Annotated in this window: 18 protein-coding genes and 3 pseudogenes; 17 read left to right on the top strand and 4 right to left on the bottom strand. The window is 43.0% G+C overall.

Translation table 11 applies throughout. The features are described 5' to 3' along the window. The first annotated feature begins 65 nt into the window (after positions 1-65). Complete coding sequence (locus HWQ36_RS02610; protein ID WP_292697796.1) at positions 66-473, top strand: hypothetical protein; 408 nt, start codon at positions 66-68, stop codon at positions 471-473. 39 nt (positions 474-512) lie between these two features. On the opposite strand, the gene HWQ36_RS02605 is transcribed toward HWQ36_RS02610, so the two are convergent. Continuing rightward, positions 513-650 (bottom strand): hypothetical protein, encoded by a 138-nt coding sequence (locus tag HWQ36_RS02605; protein ID WP_292697794.1) that lies wholly within the window; start codon positions 648-650, stop codon positions 513-515. A gap of 80 nt (positions 651-730) precedes the next feature. Here HWQ36_RS02605 and HWQ36_RS02600 point away from each other — a divergent pair, with 80 nt between their 5' ends. The 7 genes from HWQ36_RS02600 (at position 731) to HWQ36_RS02570 (ending at position 5,605) form a co-directional block, all read left to right on the top strand. Beyond that, positions 731-910: a hypothetical protein gene (locus HWQ36_RS02600; RefSeq protein ID WP_292697792.1), complete on the top strand. Its 180-nt coding sequence runs from the start codon at positions 731-733 to the stop codon at positions 908-910. A gap of 16 nt (positions 911-926) precedes the next feature. Further along, positions 927-1,208, top strand: a complete 282-nt coding sequence (locus tag HWQ36_RS02595; protein ID WP_292697790.1) for a hexameric tyrosine-coordinated heme protein — start codon at positions 927-929, stop codon at positions 1,206-1,208. Positions 1,209-1,254: 46 nt separating this feature from the next. Next, positions 1,255-1,713: a hypothetical protein gene (locus HWQ36_RS02590; protein ID WP_292697788.1), complete on the top strand. Its 459-nt coding sequence runs from the start codon at positions 1,255-1,257 to the stop codon at positions 1,711-1,713. A 126-nt stretch (positions 1,714-1,839) separates the two neighbouring features. Then, entirely contained in the window at positions 1,840-3,159 is a 1,320-nt protein-coding gene (locus tag HWQ36_RS02585; RefSeq protein WP_292697786.1) for a condensation domain-containing protein, read from the top strand. Positions 3,160-3,390: 231 nt separating this feature from the next. Further along, the gene (locus HWQ36_RS02580) at positions 3,391-4,083 is read left to right on the top strand and encodes an alternative oxidase (protein ID WP_292697784.1); all 693 of its coding nucleotides are present in this window, start codon (positions 3,391-3,393) and stop codon (positions 4,081-4,083) included. A gap of 245 nt (positions 4,084-4,328) precedes the next feature. After that, a complete protein-coding gene (locus HWQ36_RS02575) occupies positions 4,329-5,147 on the top strand; it encodes an aquaporin (protein ID WP_292697782.1) in 819 nt (272 codons plus the stop codon). Then, on the top strand, positions 5,144-5,605 hold the full coding sequence (locus HWQ36_RS02570; protein ID WP_292697781.1) for a DUF1622 domain-containing protein: 462 nt from the start codon (positions 5,144-5,146) through the stop codon (positions 5,603-5,605). Before HWQ36_RS02575 ends, HWQ36_RS02570 begins: the two co-directional genes overlap by 4 nt. Before the next feature lie 149 nt (positions 5,606-5,754). Here HWQ36_RS02570 and HWQ36_RS02565 read toward each other — a convergent pair. Together HWQ36_RS02565 and HWQ36_RS02560 are read right to left on the bottom strand one after the other, a co-directional pair. Beyond that, positions 5,755-7,066, bottom strand: a pseudogene (locus tag HWQ36_RS02565) (IS701 family transposase). A gap of 36 nt (positions 7,067-7,102) precedes the next feature. Next, positions 7,103-7,852 (bottom strand): transposase, encoded by a 750-nt coding sequence (locus HWQ36_RS02560; protein WP_292697779.1) that lies wholly within the window; start codon positions 7,850-7,852, stop codon positions 7,103-7,105. Positions 7,853-8,093: 241 nt separating this feature from the next. On the opposite strand from HWQ36_RS02560, the pseudogene HWQ36_RS02555 reads away from it, so the two are divergent. From HWQ36_RS02555 to tehA, 9 genes and pseudogenes are all read left to right on the top strand, one after another. Further along, positions 8,094-9,020 (top strand): annotated as a pseudogene (locus HWQ36_RS02555) (hypothetical protein). A 455-nt stretch (positions 9,021-9,475) separates the two neighbouring features. Next, positions 9,476-9,679 carry a DUF1634 domain-containing protein gene (locus HWQ36_RS34315; RefSeq protein ID WP_366828260.1) on the top strand — a complete coding sequence of 68 codons (204 nt, stop codon included), beginning with the start codon at positions 9,476-9,478 and terminating at the stop codon, positions 9,677-9,679. An 80-nt stretch (positions 9,680-9,759) separates the two neighbouring features. After that, entirely contained in the window at positions 9,760-10,224 is a 465-nt protein-coding gene (locus HWQ36_RS02550; protein ID WP_292697777.1) for a LuxR C-terminal-related transcriptional regulator, read from the top strand. Positions 10,225-10,266: 42 nt separating this feature from the next. After that, positions 10,267-10,806: a general stress protein gene (locus HWQ36_RS02545; protein ID WP_292697775.1), complete on the top strand. Its 540-nt coding sequence runs from the start codon at positions 10,267-10,269 to the stop codon at positions 10,804-10,806. A 188-nt stretch (positions 10,807-10,994) separates the two neighbouring features. Then, positions 10,995-12,284, top strand: a complete 1,290-nt coding sequence (locus HWQ36_RS02540) for an NAD(P)/FAD-dependent oxidoreductase (RefSeq protein ID WP_292697773.1) — start codon at positions 10,995-10,997, stop codon at positions 12,282-12,284. A gap of 218 nt (positions 12,285-12,502) precedes the next feature. After that, the gene (locus HWQ36_RS02535; RefSeq protein WP_292697771.1) at positions 12,503-12,934 is read left to right on the top strand and encodes a hypothetical protein; all 432 of its coding nucleotides are present in this window, start codon (positions 12,503-12,505) and stop codon (positions 12,932-12,934) included. A gap of 174 nt (positions 12,935-13,108) precedes the next feature. Next, a pseudogene (gene gnd, locus HWQ36_RS02530) lies at positions 13,109-14,134 on the top strand (phosphogluconate dehydrogenase (NAD(+)-dependent, decarboxylating)); the annotation flags it as partial. Between the two features lie 205 nt (positions 14,135-14,339). Continuing rightward, the gene (locus tag HWQ36_RS02525) at positions 14,340-15,287 is read left to right on the top strand and encodes a class I fructose-bisphosphate aldolase (protein ID WP_292697769.1); all 948 of its coding nucleotides are present in this window, start codon (positions 14,340-14,342) and stop codon (positions 15,285-15,287) included. A gap of 180 nt (positions 15,288-15,467) precedes the next feature. After that, a complete protein-coding gene (gene tehA / locus HWQ36_RS02520) occupies positions 15,468-16,445 on the top strand; it encodes a dicarboxylate transporter/tellurite-resistance protein TehA (RefSeq protein ID WP_292697767.1) in 978 nt (325 codons plus the stop codon). A 762-nt stretch (positions 16,446-17,207) separates the two neighbouring features. Here the strand turns inward: tehA and HWQ36_RS02515 are convergent. Further along, complete coding sequence (locus tag HWQ36_RS02515) at positions 17,208-18,605, bottom strand: mercuric reductase (RefSeq protein ID WP_292697765.1); 1,398 nt, start codon at positions 18,603-18,605, stop codon at positions 17,208-17,210. Positions 18,606-18,847 lie beyond the last annotated feature (242 nt).

Below are 18,847 nucleotides of genomic sequence, written 5' to 3'. Positions count from 1 at the left end.
CAATGGGCTTGGCGACGCTAACGCAATTACTTTTTGTAATGGGGATTTTACCCCAAGGTAGAAAAATGAAGATTGCTCAATATGGAACAGCGATCGCGGTTCTTCATGCGATCGCCAACGGACTGCATGGTTTAGCACATATAGAAATCCCAGTTGCCCTATCTTTGCTTCAGAGTTCATTTGTGGGGATTGTGATTTTTCTAACTCCCATCATTGCCGCCGTTTTACTTTGGACGCAGTTTTACCGCATCGGTAGCTGGTTATTGGTGAGTTCAATAGCAGGATCGCTCCTTTTTGGAATCTACAATCATTTCATCGTGATTAGTTCCGATCATGTGTCTCAAATTGCCTTTGCAGGTTGGGGAATGCTATTCCAAATCACCGCCATCCTGATATTAATTGTGGATGCATTTGGCTGTTGGATTGGTATCTCGGCATTGAAAACGATTCAGGAACCAGAAAAGGTTATATAAATTGTTCACCTGCTTGCTGCCAATTTAGAGCAGTTTCTTTCATCCAGCCGTGGCGGTTAGTGTTTGCCCAAGGCGATCGCCGCGATCGTCTGCAAGAGGCTTTGCTAAACCAAGCCAAGTAGCAGCCGCCCTAATCATCCGCAGCGAGTTGAACATCCCACTGGAATTATTGATCATTTGTGGTTTAGCCGTTAGCTATTCCGATCCTGACTTTCCCGCTAATCATCTGCATATAAGCCGTGAGGTTGTTGAGAAAAATGTCTCGTTTCAGGGCGATTGAAAAAGGCTGTCCAGCAACTAGAGAAGGTTATATGAGTTCTCTCGATGATTTTAATCACCATCGTCCTCTGCTGTTCTTGATCGCCTACCAAATGTTGGGTACTGTCACAGAATTAGTAGCTGCGGTGGAATTGAAGCTGTCCTCAAAAAAACACTAATTTAGGATATTTTGACATGGATCATGTAATTGCTCCAACCAACTCACCTGTTGTAACATCACACGAAGTTACATTGGTTCCTAATAACTCATTATTGACTGAAACACCAGAAGAAGGAAGACAATTGGCAGTCAAAATGGCACGACTAATTATTAAATTGACTCAGCCAGATGAAGAAAAACGCAAACAATTGCGAGACGTATATGGTAATGATGCCATGATGTTGATTGCAGTTGGACAGGCAGTAGCAACAGAGTTTGCCACGATCGCCGCAGCTAATAACTACTGGCGGAAGTAATATCTCGAAAGCGTGAAATCAGTAATTTGCAAGAGAGGTGATTTCAATGACACCCAAAGTAGAAACCCTTGCCAAACTCTACCTAGAAGGAGAATCTGTCGAAATCTCCGATATAGCTCAAATAGAACTCTGTGACTGGCTGATGAGCGAGTTCCAACAACTTCCGATTAATCCCATGTTCTCTGATTACATGCGCTATCCCACGGCGGCCCAAATGTGTGAGGATATTGCCCAACAGCAGCTTTGGGTGTCGGCTGAGAGTTACGATAGCGAGATTTATCCGAATCCGTTTTATGGTTTTGCATTCCTGGCAATTCACGATTATTACCACTGTGTGGCGAATGCTGACTTTAGTCTTGAAGGAGAAATCACTGCTTATCGCACACTGGCAAATCGAGTCCCCAGTTTACAGATTCAAAAAATTCTCTACTCCGAAATTGTACTGAAATCGTCTGCTTACATTTACTTAGGTCATTCACCTGAATCGAAACTTGTGTTTCCCTAAATATTTACTGATTACAAAACAATATCTTGGGAGTAGAACTGATGGCTGCAACAACGACTAAGCAAAATCACACTAAATTGTTCGTTTACTCAAGATTGAGAACAGTATTGGAGATTAATTAAAAATATGCAATCTTTCGAGGTCTATCGCCCTTTGGGAGCGGGAGAGCAAATCTTCTGGCTCCACGATCAAGCTCATTCCTTACATTTCGCTCTCACGGCCCAAATTCAAGGAAAATTCACAGTTACTCAACTTCAACAAGCACTTCACTTTGTACAGCAAAGGCATCCATTCCTCCGAGTTCGGATTGCTTTGGATGAAGCAAAGCACCCTTGGTTTGTCGAACACCATGCTGATATTCCACTGCGGGTTGTGCAGAGGCTATCCGAACAACAATGGCAGCTAGAAGTTGAGCAAGAAATCGCAATGCCCTTTATTTGGTCGCAAGCTCCGTTAGTACGGGTTGTCTTGGTTCACTCCAGCAATGGTGCAGAATTATCAGAATTGATTGTGATATGTCATCACTCGATCGCTGATGGTATTTCTGTAACTTACTTAATTCGGGATATTTTGCAGGCGATGCCTACGGCAACCCCTTTGGTGTACGCTACACCCACTACATTCGGACATTCTTTATCTGTGCCTCCGTCACTAGAGGATTTGATTGTCGATCGAACTCCCGAAAAAGTTTCTTTGTTAAAGCCGCTCCCTAAGTTCATGAGCGATTCCTTCTTGCTTGAGCAACGTGCAGAGCAAAACAACCGTTCATTTGTCAGTTCTGGTTCGCTCTCATCTGAAACAACGTGGTTACTCATAGCTCGCTGTCGGCAAGAGCAGACGAGTGTTCATGGTGCGATTTGTGCGGCTTTTCTCTTAGCAGTCCGCCAGCAAAATCATTCAGAACAGCCGCAGAACATCAATTGTTCATCACCAATTAATCTCAGATCCTACTTGACATCTGCAAACCAGGAAGATGTGAGTTTTTGTATTACTGCTGAACGGACATTGCACTTGTTAAGCTCTGATGCCAATTTCTGGGAAGTTGCCCGTTCTGTTAAACACCAGCTCAAGCAAAGTATGACCTCTAACAAACTGTTTGAGAAGATTTTCCAACTTCAAGAATGGCTGTCTACTGATCCCAGTCCTGATGATGCTTTACAAGCCTTTAAAGACCAGTTGGACTACGATATAGCCGTTAGCAATCTCACGCGGTTGACGATCGCGCAACAGTTTGGAGAGCTAAAACTTCAGGCAGTATATGGGCCTGTTGTGACAACAGGTGTCAAAAACGATCGCTTAGTTGGCGTGACAACTTCGGGAGATCGGCTATTCTTCACGCTTGTGTGTTCAGAACGGGTGATGCTGCAATCCCAAACAAAAACACTCCACGAGGAAGCTATACATCTACTGAATGAGGCGATCGCATCTAACTTTGTTTCTGTCTAAAATTTATGAGCTATCTCAAAGATAGGAGTCAAGGAAACACTCGCTCCGAGGCTTACAGCAGTTCCCGCTATTGTGAGGTACGTTCTGAGTCCTGAAAGGGTACAAGAGATCGATCGCAAGGAGGAGAGAAACTGTACTTCATAACAGCAGGAAGCGCTGTAATGATTCGTGCAAATTGCTAGCCAAGACATGAAGCCCATGTAATGCGTTTTAATTTTGGAGGGATGCACAATGAAAGTTTTGATTCGAGCGATTGTCAGTTTTTTTGTATTTATTGTCGATTTCGTCTACGGAAATCGTTCTTACCCTCGGTTTTATGTGCTGGAAACGATCGCTCGCGTTCCTTATTTTTCCTATCTCTCGGTGCTGCATCTTTACGAGACACTGGGTTACTGGCGCAAAGCTGACTTGTTGAAGGTTCATTTCGCCGAAACCTGGAACGAATTACATCATCTGTTAATTATGGAATCATTGGGTGGCGATCGCCACTGGAGCGATCGCTTCATCGCTCAACACATCGCAGTGGCGTACTACTGGGTAGTCGTCCCACTCTATATGTTGCTTCCCAAGTATGCTTACTACCTGATGGAACTGATTGAAAATCATGCCTACCATACCTATGACAACTACTTGAAAACCCATGAAGCAGAACTGAAAGCTCAAAAAGCGCCCCAAGTCGCAATTAACTACTACCGCGATGGCGATCTCTATATGTTTGAAGAAACTCAGTTTACATCAGATCGTAAATTTCGCCGTCCTAGTGTAGATAATCTCTACGACGTGTTTATAAACATCCGCGATGACGAATGTGAACATGTGCAAACAATGGAGGCACTCCAAAAACCAGAAGCGCGGCAAACTTTCAAAAGCCCTCACACGGTTGTCATTGTGGCAAAAGCTTTACCGATCGAAGGAGAAGTTTGAGAAGATGATTACTTTATACACTGCCCTATCTTTATGGGGACTACCGAGCATTAGTCCAGCGTGTATGGAGCTTGAAACCAGCCTACAGTTCAATCTTGGACGATCCTCAATAATCTTTATCACTAACTACTTCCGCCAGCAACTCTTGACGGAAGTAGTATCTCGCAATATCTAGAACTCTACCAATTGCTCTTCCAGCTAATTGCTTGGCGGTAACGCAAGCCCCATGACAACACTCATCAACTATGCAATCAAGCGTTCAGAATCAGTGGCATTGGCGCGAATATTTTGCAGAATTTCTGGGAGCCGCTTTCAATATTTTCATTGGCTTGAGTGCAATTGTCTTTAACTTTGGGCACGGTTTGCCAATAGAACAGCTTGTGCCTGATTCAAGCATTCGGCGGCTGATTACGGGACTAATTTTTGCTGGAAGTGGATCGATTGTAGCCATTTCTCCAATCGGGAAACTGAGTGGCTCTCACATCAATCCTTCTGTCTCACTCGCATTTTGGATACATGGCAAAATGCACCTTCGAGATTTTGTTGGCTTTGTGATTGGACAGTTTCTTGGAGCGATCGCTGCTGTGTTACTGCTCATGACCCTGTGGGGAGATTATGCCAGAAGCGTTAATAACGGCATGACGCTACCTGGGCTGAATTATCCGCTGTGGATTGTATTTTTATCAGAAGTCACGATTACATTTCTCTTGGTGTTGACGATTTTTATCTTTGTCAGTCATCATCGGCTGATGCGCTGGACACCTTTGGTAGTTTGGCTCTTAATTGCCGGGATGGTGTGGCAAGAAGCTCCAATTTCGGGAACAAGTCTCAATCCGGCACGGAGTTTCGCTCCTGCACTGGTGAGTGGAAATTGGCATCATCAGTGGATTTATTGGATTGCTCCGCCAATGGGTGCCGCGATCGCAGTGGGAGCATTTCGGCTGATCGCGCTAGGCGAACGGGATGTTCTGACTGGAAAGCTATATCACGTTTTTGATTACCCCAGTGTTTTCAAAAATGTTAAACTGCCTTATTTCCAGCATCACTCTCACTCGAACAAATGAGCCTAGAGGATATGTCAGTTGATACTGTTTGGATAGCCATTGCTTTAGACTCTGCCTCTAGTGCAGAACACACCTTTGAGTTCACGCTTTTGGCAGAAAGATTATTGCAAGAATTTGCAACGTTTTTGAAAGTTTTTCTGGAAGGCATTGCAATTTTAACAGTTGCGATTGCACTCATTCTCACACTCCAAAAAATCTTTCGTCTCTGGAGACGCGATCGGGTTCTCCAAGAAACGATCCGTTTAGAACTGGGAGTAGTGTTAGCCTTAGCGCTGGAATTTCTATTAGCTGCCGATATCGTCGGCACAGCTATTTCCCCTTCATGGGATGCAGTGGCAAAACTTGCAGCGATTACTGGAATCCGTACCTTCCTCAACTTCTTTTTACAACGAGAAGTACGAGAATTGCGAGAAACAGCCCACCCTCTTGATGGTAAAGTCAGTGAAAAACTGAAATGAATTAGTGGTCTATGTGCAGGAACACGATCAATTCTGGCTAATGCAAAAGTCTTTGTTGTTGATGGAATGCCACTAAGAAAAGCCGAAACACTTGTGGTTTACCCTTTTTCTGTCACTCTCCGGCGTTAGCAAGTAGTAACTAAGTGAAATTATCCAGAAGCATAACAGGGTTTAAATTGATTCATTTCACAGATTAATTGATTGAATCCCAGCAATAAATTAGAATTTGGGAAAATATGTATCCAGGGATAAATCAACCAAAATAGTAAGAGTGGTTGGGCAATGAGATGCAGATTATTTAAAGTATTCTTCCATGCTCATTCATGGTTCCATTGTTGATGATTAGAAAAATCAACATCACTATTTTCTTGTACCTCAGTTTCAATTTGATGAGATTTTTTTAAGCCTAATAAGGCTGGAGAATTTAAACTAATCATTGTGTAAACACAAAAAATAATTTCCCACCATCTCTCAATATGTTGAAAATTTGTGAACCGATAATCTGTCCAACCTAGTTCCTGTTTACACTGTTGGAAACCATATTCGACCCAGCTTCTTAATCCATATAAGTTGCCTAAAGTTTTCTTGAGATTACCTTGAAGATTTGTCATCACAAAAGAAGTAGAATTCTCTGGCATGGTTTCTGGGTCAGTAGTTATTTCCCAGTAAGTTATGGCTCTTTTTTTACCATAAATTATTTCTCTAATGTATCTAGTTTCTGATTTTTCATTGCTAAATGTTCTGTTAAATTTACACCACTTATTCGCCCTAACGCTCTGTCCTGATGGAAGCCAGACTCCATGATTACTTCTTATTGCTACGACATAATCTAATTTATATTCAGCTAGTTTTCTAATAAATTGGCTACTTTCACCATATAAACTATCTGCTAGTACTAATTTAATGTTAAAGCCTGATTCAATTAATTCAGTAATAATTTCTGATGCCAACTCTATTTTAGTTTTATATTTTTCCTCTGCTTTTAGTGTCCCTTTCGGTTTGAATACTTTTACAGTTAAAGGAAATGTTATATTCGAGTAAACTCCATAGGCATTGACTGCAAACGTTACCATTATCCACTTTCCCCACACTTCCTAGATATTGTCTTGCTACATAATCAGTCTTTTTACCTTTTTTTCTATCTCCTGTTTCATCTATTACTACTGTAATCGCATTTCCATCTATTGCTTTTTTGAGTTTATTTAATCTTCGTTGTTTTAATTTATCTACTGACCAATCTGAATTGGCTAGAAAATGACGTAATGATTGTGCGGAGTTTATACTTACAACTTTCGCTATCTCTGGCAATGATTTTCTTTTAATTTGTGACATTATTCCCAGATGTAAATATTTGAAGCACTCATAATTTATTACTTCTTTAAACAGGTCTTGATACTCTGCAGAATATTCATCTATGGTCGCAACTGTTGGGTGAGCATCTCTTGCCAAATGTTTCAAGATTTGTAATTATGGTTCTTCAGTACATAGTATGCTTAACTAATAGTTAAAATGCCAATTCAATAAGCATATAACTCGGAAATTGTCAAAGTTTCTAAATCCATAACCGGAACGTTTAATCAACTTGATCTTGTTATTAATACCTTCCACAGCACCACTATTTGTCCCATTATCAAAGTAAGCAATTATCTCATCAAACCAACGGATAATAGTATTGTTACTCTTGGGAAAATATTTTTTAGCTTTCGATAACCACATACCGAGTTTAAAAACTCCCGGATACCAATTATCTGTCTTATTAAAAATCTTTCTAAATTTTTCTTTTAATTCATGCATTTCTTTTAAGACAGGAGATACATTCTTGACTTCAGAAAGTTTATTTATTTGCTCTTCATTTAAGTCTGACTCATTTTTAAGTAAAACGTACTTACTATTTTTTAATCCCGATAAAGCTTTTTCAAATTCAGCTTTTTTTGATGATAATTGCGCTTTTGAATTAATTCTTCTAGACTCCGCTTCTCTCGTTTCCAATGTCTGCCGAATTTGTTGCAGGGCAACTCTTATACCTTGAGCAACTTCCAGAGCCTTTGCTGTGGGTTGCATTTGCCTGCCAATTCGGATAAATAATTCATCTTGGAATAGTATGCGTAACCTTGCGAGTGCCGCACTCATCGCTGGTTGGCCTAAATACAATCGTGTTGCTGCTGCTGTTACACTCCTTTCTTCAAAAAGAGCTTCAAAGGCGACCAGAAGGTTCAGATCAATGGCAGACAAGTCTATTAATCCCATCGATTAAATATATTATTTCAATCAATTTGATTAATTTAAAACATTTCAGTAAAGTAAAACTGAAAGTTGTGAAAAGTCTAGTGTGGCAAAACTTACTAGAGAAGAGCGGAAATCCTGTAATCTTGACCTTGTAGCGAAATAATGGTGCAAAAACTTGGCAAGAAAAAGTTTAAAACCAGAGGCAACATCGTTTGAAGTACTCGATTGTGTTCAAAAAAAATGCCCTTCGTGTGGTCAAGCAATGTGGAATGAATACAATAATCCTCGACATATAAGAACTTTAAACGGGGTAGTAGAACTACAGCTAAAAATTCGTCGATGTCAAAATCAGTCATGTCTGCGGTACAAAAAAGCATATCGACCAGAGCAAGAAGGTTCCTTAGCTCTACCACAAAACGAATTTGGTTTGGATGTGATTGCTTATATAGGAGCATTGCGCTACCAGGAACATAGAAGTGTTCCCCAAATACACACTCATCTTGAATTAAAGGGTATATGTATAAGTCAACGAACAGTCACGCACCTAATTGACAGATATGACGAGTTACTTTCTTTGTGAAAAAAAAGTGCTTTACCACCACCTTTAGTCAACCTAAAACACCTGATAGCCAAGGGATTATCTGCGACTGCATCTTTATTTTCACCTGTTATAGTTGCAGATCAGTGGGTTGATAAAGCTAGTAATATTCTCAATAATAAAATAGGTCTTGATGCTGCTGGAGTCAAACAAAGTTATCAGGAACTATTAACAGAAATGTCCTCTCAATTGCAGAAGGCTGGTACACTTAGTACCGCAATCGATAACTTTATAAAAACCACTCATAACTACTGGTCTGGACTTTTTCATTGTTATGAAATTGAAGATTTTCCCAGAACTAATAATGACTTAGAACATGCTTTTGGTATGCTACGTCATCATCAACGTCGTTGTACAGGTCGTAAGGTTGCCCCCTCATCTCTCGTTATTCGTGGTTCTGTCAAACTGGCCTGTGCAATTGCTACTAAGCTTCATTCTTTTACCGCATCTGATTTAGCACAAGTTGATATTCATACTTGGCTCGAATTACGCTCTCAACTGAAAAAATACCATAAAGCCAGAATTGAACAATATCGATTTCGTAGAGACCCCAAGGGTTACTTGGCTAATTTAGAGAGTCGTCTTCTCTAGTAAGTTTTACCACACTAGCTTTTATCAAAGCTTTCAGATTTGAGGATGTACTTTATAGCTGTCGGAAGTGCTGTACGCACGGACGTACCCATCCCCTTTCCACAGGCATTGAACCCTTGTAAGTTGGCTAAGGTATTGAACTTTAGTATGAATTTAGATTCCAACCTTAGTTGGAGCTAACCTTACATTGATACAGCACTTACGGCAGCTATGAGGTACATTCCCAAATCTGAAAGCTTTGATAGGAGAGGGCAAGGAAAAAAACTGTATTGCATAATAGCCGGAAGCGCTGTATATGGACTGATTCATCAATCATTGTATTGTACAAAAGTTTCAACTTTGAGTGGACGACAAGTTAGAGTTAATTGCATATATTTAATTCAGGCAAATATTAAGAGCAATTTAGTTACAATACTTCAGCTTACTTGACACAAAGAGAGTAAGAAGAGGGTTGTATGCTCAACGCTGATGCTGAACATACAGTATCAGTGAGCCTTGACCGTGACCTGATATTTTCCAATTCCTGTCTGATATATCTAAAAAAGTGTACATTGCTCGCATCAATGTTCGCGTTTTGGCAACAGCATGATCGGCTTTACGTCATCGTCAGATCAATTGTGTTATTGATTCTTATTTATGGTCTTCTGGTAACAGAATAATTTCTCAGTATTTCAAACAGCTTAGATCATCTACGAATTGAGTCAGTAATCTCAATCAATATTCCGTTGAGGATAATTTTATGACAAGTATGCCATTACTAGTTGGAGATGATTTTGAGTATTCCAAAGTTCCAACTCAGAGTAACTTTTTTGGAAATTCTTCTATTAATCATGCACTCACTGCTGTCGCCCAAGAGGTCGCTAGATTGCTTCAACACGCAAATCCTGTTAAAGCTGATGGCAGCAACCATGCTGAAACAATTGCAATTCGAGCCATAGAACCGGAATACAGCCAAATCCTTACTATTGAAACGTTGACTGAGCGAGAGTTGGAGATATTGCAACTGATTGTTGACCGATACAGCAATGATGGAATTGCCCAAAATTTGTACATCAGTACAGGTACGGCTAAAACCCATGTTCGCAATATTTTGAAGAAATTCTGTGCGAGCGATGCCGAAAACAAGGCTTCTCTACGAGAAGCTACGCCAACGCACTCAGGTAGCAATCCGAGCGCTGCGTGCGATCAGGTCTTGTCCACTTAAAAGATAATGCTGTTTAATTCTCACTCATAAGGAGTCAAATCTATGTTATACAAACACGAAACTGTGAAAGTTTTTCCATCCCATGTTGAAGCAGAAACCGCCGTATTAGAACTGCAAAAAGCGGGCTTCGATATGCAAAAGATTTCGATCATCGGTAAAGACTATCAAACCACTGAACATATCCGTGGCTTTCTCACCTGGAAAGATACGGCTAAAGCTAGAGCCGGAGAAGCAGGTTATTGGGGCAGCTTTTTTGGTGGACTATTTGGCATTCTCACAGGGGTTGGTTTGCTGTTTATTCCAGGAGTCGGCCCTGTGATTGTAGCTGGACACGTTGCCGGAGTGCTGGCAGGTTGGCTCGAAGGTATGGTTGTAGGGGGTGTAGGAGCTGCTGTGGCAGGGGGGCTGGTAGGTGCCTTTGTAGGATTGGGAATTCCCAAAGAGCAAGCCCTGAAGTACGAGACAGAAATCAAAGCTGGTAAGTTCATGGTAATTGTCTCAGGCACAGATGAGGAAATTGATCGAGCGCAACAGATTCTAACTAGGGTAAATCCTAAAGTTGCTCAAGAAGTTGTTGTTTAAATTAACAGCAGCCACACCTTGTAATGTCATATTTTATTTCTGACCTAATCTCTTAATTATGCCATCTCTAAAACTCTGATTGTTCCAGAGCTTTATGTTTATCACAGAAATCAGTCGTTAGCGTACATTTTGCTTCCAATGCTACTCGTGCATGATTGCTTACTGCTGTTTATCCACCACTTACTAAAATGAATTCTTCTCGCCCTACAGTGATTGTCGGAGCAGGCTTCGTAGGTCTTTTTACAGCGTTGCATCTGCGTCATCAGCAAGACCTACGGTCGATCATTTTGATTGATCCACAAGAACGGTTTGTCTTCAAGCCAATGTTGTATGAACTATTGACAAGTGAATTGTCAGAAGATGTCGTTTGTCCGACTTATAAAGAGTTGCTGCAAGGCAGTGATATTAACTTTGTACAGGACAAAGTAGTAGCGATCAACCTGCAAGAAAAACGTCTTAAGTTAGCTTCTGGCTCAGATTATATCTATGGTCATCTGGTCTTAGCTGTTGGCAGTATTCAGGGTTATTTAGGAACAGAGGGCGCACAAAAAAACGCATTCGCATTTCGGACACAAGAGAATGCGATCGCTCTGGAACGCCAGTTACGAGAATGTTTGCAACGTGCTAGCCAAACAGATGACGAAACACAACGGCGATCGCTCCTCACGTTTGCTGTCGTTGGGGCAGGCCCGACAGGGGTAGAAATGGCAGCAACCCTGGCAGATTTGTTATCCGACTGGTACGCCCAACTCGGCGGCGATATTCGTCAGATTCGCATTGTCTTAATCAATCATGGCAAGACGATTCTCGCAGGCGATGTCAACACGGGTTTGCAGGAAGAGGCTCTTCATGCTTTCAGAACTCGAACAGTACCTGTTGAGTTGATATTAGGCGTAGGGGTGAAAGCGGTTGCTCAAGACCACCTGGAGTATCAACCTGCCAACAGCACTGAGATAAAAACGCTGTTGACTCAAACCACCATCTGGACAGCCGGGACTGCCGTGAACCCACTGATCCAAAATCTCAAGTCCCAAATTCCCGCAGATCACCTAGATAAGCATGGGCTACCGCTTGTCACCTCAACTCTGCAACTGCTGGATTTTCCAGAAGTGTTTGCCGCAGGCGATTGCGCGGACGTGCAGCCACAACCCTTACCGGCTCTAGCCCAGGTGGCATATCAGCAAGGTGCGAGCATTGCCCACAATTTGATTGCCCTTGCTAAAGGAGCATCCCCTAGCCCAGCCCATGTGAGTCCTCGGGGTACGCTAATGAAATTGGGTTTAGGAAATGGGGTAGCAAACTTGTTTGACAAAGTGCAGATCACTGGCAAACCTGGCGATCTAATTCGCAGTGCAGCGTATTTGGAAATGCTGCCCACCCCGCTTCATGACTTTAAGGCAACCACAGAATGGCTGAAGGAAGAAACTTTCCATCGCTATCACAGACCCAAGATAAAGCCAGAAACCACCGCAAAATAGCCTCTCTCTTCGGTTGAACAACGAGAGTGATCGCTCATCCAGCTGTGTATGCCACTGGATTAGAGTGAACAACCCCCTCACCGCCGCCAAGCGAAAACTTTGAAGAGATTCTCACCATCACCTCAGAACCATATCCTTACGGGGAATCTGACAGATTGATAGTTGATCAATCATCTATTTAAAGAGAACCACTGATAAAGATAGGAACAACAAAACGATTGATTGGTGGAATTTTAACGACTGGCATAATTGGACTGCTACGCTCGCAGCCTCTCTTCGCGCTTATAGTCAGCCAAGCTCAAGCAAATCCCTCTCAAGACTATGTACTTCCCTACCGGGGCAGTTGGACAGGAACCTTCCGTACTATCGGTTCTCAAGGGCAGATACTCGTATTTATTGATCCTGCCGGCAAACTGTACGGAAGTTTGAAGTCTATTGATGGTGAGAACTTTGCTCAAATTAGCGGTTCCCATCGCGGAAGTAAGTTTCATCTGGTTTTCACTCCTCCACCCAGCAGCCTTAACCAGTTTGGCACCGCTAGTCCTTACACTGTTGATGCAACCGCAAAGTGGGAGCAAGGGGTGAGTCGATTTGTCATCTCAGCCCCAACTAGAATGGGTCACTCACAATTATATACATTTGAGAAATAAATCGATAAAACAATACATCGAACGGAGTTGCGATCGCCTCTGGCGAGGCTTAAGCCCATCGCTTCCCTTTTGCACAGGTGATGTACTTGAGCAGGAGGGATGAAATATTGCTGTTCTGTTAATGAACCAGAATCTTATCTCTAATCAGAACCGACTCTATGCAAACGAGAATTACATTGGACAAAAATTATGCAGATGGGAGTGATTGGTCTGGGACGTATGGGTGCGAACATTGTTCGGCGACTGCTGCAAAACAACCATGAATGTGTGGTGTTCAATCGCACACCTGACAAAGTGAAACTGCTTACATCAGAAGGGGCGATCGGCACTTACAGCTTGGATGATTTTGTCCAGAAACTCGATAAACCTCGTGCGATTTGGTTGATGGTGCCAGCCGGAGAACCAACCGAGCAGATAGTGAAGGAACTGGCTGTAAAACTTGATTCCGGCGACATGTTAATTGATGGTGGCAACTCTTACTACATTGACGATATTCTACGGGCAAATGATCTGATGCAAAAGGGCATTCACTACCTAGATGTGGGAACCAGTGGCGGAGTGTGGGGTTTGGAGCGTGGTTATTGCATGATGATTGGTGGATCTCAGACGGTGGTTCAGTATCTCGATCCCATTTTTAAATCATTAGCTCCCGGACGGGGTGATATTCCGCGTACTGTTGGACGGGAAAAGGTGGGTGGTACGGCTGAAGAAGGCTATCTGCACTGCAGATCGAATGGGGCGGGGCATTTTGTCAAGATGGTGCATAATGGCATCGAATATGGCTTGATGGCAGCCTACGCAGAAGGATTGAATATCTTGCATCACGCCAATGTGGGTAAGCAGAACCGTGTGGCTAATGCCGAAACGACCCCCCTCCGCAATCCTGAACACTATCAGTATGACTTGAATCTGCCTGATATTGCCGAAGTTTGGCGACGGGGCAGTGTAATTGCCTCCTGGCTATTGGATCTAACTGCGATAGCCCTCCTGGAACAACCAGACCTATCAGGCTTTGGGGGGCGCGTGTCTGATTCAGGCGAAGGACGCTGGACGATCGCAGCCGCCATTGACGAAGGTACTCCTGTCCCTGTACTCAGCGCAGCCCTGTATCAACGGTTTAGCTCATGCGGCGAAAATGATTTTGCGGATAAGCTGTTGTCTGCGATGCGTTTCCAGTTTGGCGGACACGTAGAACAATAAGCAAAGTTGAAGAATTCAGAAGTCAGAATTCAGGAGTCAGAATGCAATCAATGGGATTCAGACTCCCACTGATTGAAGACCACCAAATTGAGAATTTGGTGTTCTTGTCTTAAACCCGTTTATTCATCCGCCACTCGTACAGAATTCATGCTGAATTCTGACTACTGACTCCTGAATTCTGTTTGATAATTTTAGGAGAAACACAATGACTCATCGAGTAAAAGAAATTCTCAGTTGGTATGGCAGCGACAATCCCGGAACGCTGACTAATTTAGCCCGGTTGCTGAATCATGGCAAACTAGCTGGAACTGGCAAAGTCGTCATGCTGCCTGTGGATCAAGGCTTTGAGCATGGGCCAGCTAGCAGTTTTGCGCCCAATCCACCAGCCTATGATCCTCGCTATCATTTTGAGTTAGCGATCGCAGCAGGATGCAATGCCTATGCCGCACCGTTAGGATTTTTGGAAGCGGGAGCGCGAGAATTTGCAGGTGAAATTCCCCTAATTCTGAAAGCCAATGATCACGATGTGTTACTAGCTGAGTCAGACCCAACACAAGCACTCACTGGCAGCGTGGAGGATGCGCTGAGGTTAGGATGTGTGGGGATCGGTTTCACTATCTATCCAGGTTCAGCCCATCGGTTTGAGATGTATCAACAGATTCGAGCCTGTGCCGAGGTAGCAAAGCGGCATGGATTGGTCGTGATGATTTGGTCTTATGCGCGGGGATCGGGTTTAAGTAAAGTGGGTGAGACAGCGATCGATGTGATTGGCTATGCGGCTCAGATTGCGGCTCAATTGGGCGCTCACATCATCAAAGTGAAACTGCCCAACGAACACGTCGAACAGGACGCAGCCCGCAAGGTGTATGAGCAAGAGCAAATTCCGATCGCAACATTATCTGAACGAGTGCATCATGTGGTGCAATGTGCTTTTAACGGACGGCGGATTGTGATTTTTTCGGGTGGGCCGATCGACAGTGATGATGCTTTCCTCAATGAAGTTCGTGCCATTCATGCCGGACATGGATTTGGTTCAATTATCGGACGCAATTCTTTCCAGCGTTCCAAGCCAGATGCACTGCGATTGCTCAACACAATTATGGATATTTACAGTGAACAGTCTCAGACCATTCGCACTCCTGCACTGACCTAATTTGTCTATCAAGACTGTTTTGATGAGTTTGCAATCGAAATCGATCAAAACAGCCTAAAAATTGGGTTTGTTGTCTCTATTACGAACCGACTCCTCACCTTGAAGCAATCTTTCCCACCCTAATATGCCTGACTTTTTTCATCGCTTGCATCTCTCTACTGCTGCCAGGAAAGCTAGATCATGAGAAAATCACGTCCAAAGCCTACTTTATTGAAAGATTATCGTGCCATCATTCCTGCTTCCTTTTTTGGCATGATTCTGGGTTTGGCAGGATTAGGTAGTTGCTGGCGAGTAGCTGCTAAACTTTGGCACTTGCCTACTTGGATTGGCGAAGCAATTATGCTGCTGACAATTGCAATCTGGCTCGTGTTGTTGCTGCTTTATGTGGGTAAATGGCTGTGGGCGAGAGCAGATGCCTTAGCTGAATTTGAGCATCCTGTTTTGTGTTGCTTTATCGGGTTAGTGCCTGTGTCTACGATGTTTGTGGCGCTAGCGATCGCACCCTACTCTCGTGCGATCGCCATCACATTATTTGTTGTCGGTGCAATTGGTCAGTTAAGCTTTGGCGTGTATCGTTCCGGTCAGCTATGGATGGGAGGACGTAAGCCAGAAATAATTACACCCATTCTCTACCTCTCTACAGTCGCGGGTAGTTTTGTCAGTACGATCGTTGCTAGTACCCTCGGTTATCGAGAATGGGGCCCGTTGTTTTTTGGAGGAGGGCTGTTTTCGTGGCTAGCACTGGAGTCGATGATTATGCAGCGCCTCTACTTGTTAGAAGCGTTGCCTAAACCACTACGTCCAACGCTGGGCATTCAACTTGCCCCCCCTGTCGTTGGCTGTGTTGCTTATTTGAGTATCACCAGTGGTCAGCCTGATGCCTTTGCCCAGTTTCTCTTCGGTTATGGACTGTTGCAAGCGCTGATTCTACTGCGGTTGCTACCGTGGTTATTTCAACAACCCTTTACAGCTTCCTACTGGGCATTCACCCTCGGCATTGCTGCCCTGTCGCTAGCATCTTTGCACCTTGTTGAACGCGGCATGACTGGAGTGATGCAAGAATTGGCACTACTGCTATTCATTGGCGCAAATATTGCGATCGGCAGTATTGCTCTAGGGACAGTGCGGCTCTTGCTGCGGGGCAAATTACTAAGCTAACGATCATTCATTTTTCCAGAACATATTGGGAGTAGAACTTATGGCTGCAACAACTAAGCAAAATGACACTAAATCGTTCGTTTACTCAACTCGAATTGATATTCCTGTAGAAATGCGATCGCAAGAAAAAATTGCTCTAATTTAAACTTTCAATTCAAAATATGGTTCAAATGCCCATGCTATGGTTCAAAATTTTTGTTTTAGTAGATATCTGAGTAAAAATAAAATATTTCATTATCCAAGCGATCGCTCTGTTGTTAGGCGATCGCCTACTCAAATCGTAGCTGAATAATAATGATAATCAAGCTGAAAGATTGATACAAACGTGTCTCTTATCAGTCTTTTTATCTCCTACACGATAATCATTATTAGTAAAAAACTCGAATACTAAAAGTGAACTATAAACTGGATACTAATTTTTGAAGCATATCATGAGTGAAAATCTCATTTTTTATTTCAAATCACACAACCCTTACACATCTACCGAGTAAAATTAAAGCATTTGCAACGTCTGCACCTACATTACCTGCACCAATAATACCGACTTTAGATGTTTTACTCATCATGCTATATCTACTTTTTTCAAGAGTGAAATGTCGTTTGTTTGGTAAGTCCTTGGGTCTGCAATTGCTGTATGCTTACAACTTGGAAAACAATATATAGGAATCCGATTTGATTAATGAACATACTTGTGTAGGGAGGGAATAGGGAATAGGGAATAGGGAACAGAAAAGAAGGGAGTTAGAGGTGTACTGAGTTTTTTCAGAAATCAAATATGAGTCCTATATTTAACCCTTCGGTCATCGTGGGATGAGTCAAAATACCATCGCGCAGAACGGTGTAGGGCATCTGAGCTTGCATCACCATCTGCACTGTTGAAATCACTTCACCTGCTTCATGACACAACAGGAAACACCCTAGAATACGACCTGTATCTGTATCTACGATCGCCTTCAAAAGTCCATCGGTTTGACCGAGCGTTCTTGCTCTAGGAACGGCTGACGCATCTACCTTCGCTACGCGGATTGTATATCCTTGTTGCTGTGCTTCAGTTTCAGTCAAACCTACATGAGCCAGTTCTGGATCGATGAACAGACAGGATGGCACTAAGCGATCACCTGTACTCCGGTTGCCCCCATCAATTAAATTAGCTTTGATAATGCGATAATCATCGACCGATATATGAGTGTATTGTGGGCCGCCGTTGATGTCGCCTAACGCCCAAATCCCCGGAATGTTCGTCTCTAAGTAATCGCTGACTTGAATAAATCCGCGTGTATCGGTTGCCACACCAGCAGCAGCTAAATTTAAGCTATCGGTATTGGGCGCACGACCAACGGCGACAAGCAAATGCGACCCCTGGAGGGTAATTTCACGATCGCCAACTTGGATTTGCAGGATGGTTTCATTACCAGTGCGATCAACCCTCAACACCTTCGCCTTCAGCAAGAATTCAATACCATCTTGTTCCAGTAATGTTTGAACTGCGATCGCTATATCTGGATCTTGCTGTGACAGGATTTGCTCATTTTGCCCAATGACAGTAACGCCACAGCCAAAGCGCCGAAACATCTGGGCAAACTCTAAACCAATATAGCCACTACCGAGAACGATCAAGTGTTCAGGCAAGTATTCTAGCTCCATAATCGACTCACTTGTTAAAAACTCAACTTCAGTGAGTCCGGGTACAGATGGAATTAACGGTCGTGTGCCTGTATTAATAAATAAGCGTTCGGCGGTAAGTAAGCGATTGTTCCCCTCAGTCGTCGTTACTTCAATTGTTTTGGGAGCAACAAACCTTGCTTCGCCAATGATCAAGTTGTTATCCAGAGCCGTTTCTAAATTGTGCAAGTTCATTTCACGCGCAGATTGCACAACCGATCGTTTTCGTTGGATCACCTCTGCTAAATTAACGCTAGGTGTATTGGTTTTAACCCCATAAGCGGCACTTTTTCGCACTGTGTTTGCGACATTGGCACTCGCCACCATAGTTTTAGTAGGAATGCAGGCAATATTAATGCACCCGCCACCAATCATGTTTAAGCTGCGTTCAACCAGAGCGGTTTTACGTCCGTCAGCAACTAGCGCTGGTGCTAGTGTTTTACCCGCTTTGCCGCCGCCGATAATAATGTCGTCATAGTGTTGAGTGTCCACTTCCATATCCTTTGGGTTTGATCAGGTGAATACAATTTCTAGAAGGTGTTATGAATTTCAGAAAAAACTGGCTGACTAAGAGGGTTTTAGCGATAACGTATTTGGCGAGTGTAACTCAAGATGCATGCCCTAGCTGGATTTCCAAAAAGTGCATAACACCCCCTAAAAGATTCAACTTTTTCTACAAGCTTGCTTCATCACAATACGGTTGTTTTTATACACCTCTAAAGTTCCAGCCTGCGGATTAT

This window comes from Nostoc sp. NMS2, from assembly GCF_017115105.1.
GTDB lineage: Bacteria > Cyanobacteriota > Cyanobacteriia > Cyanobacteriales > Nostocaceae > Nostoc.
The sequence above is the reverse complement of the archived record's forward strand: the minus strand, read 5'-3'. Positions and strand labels throughout refer to the sequence as shown.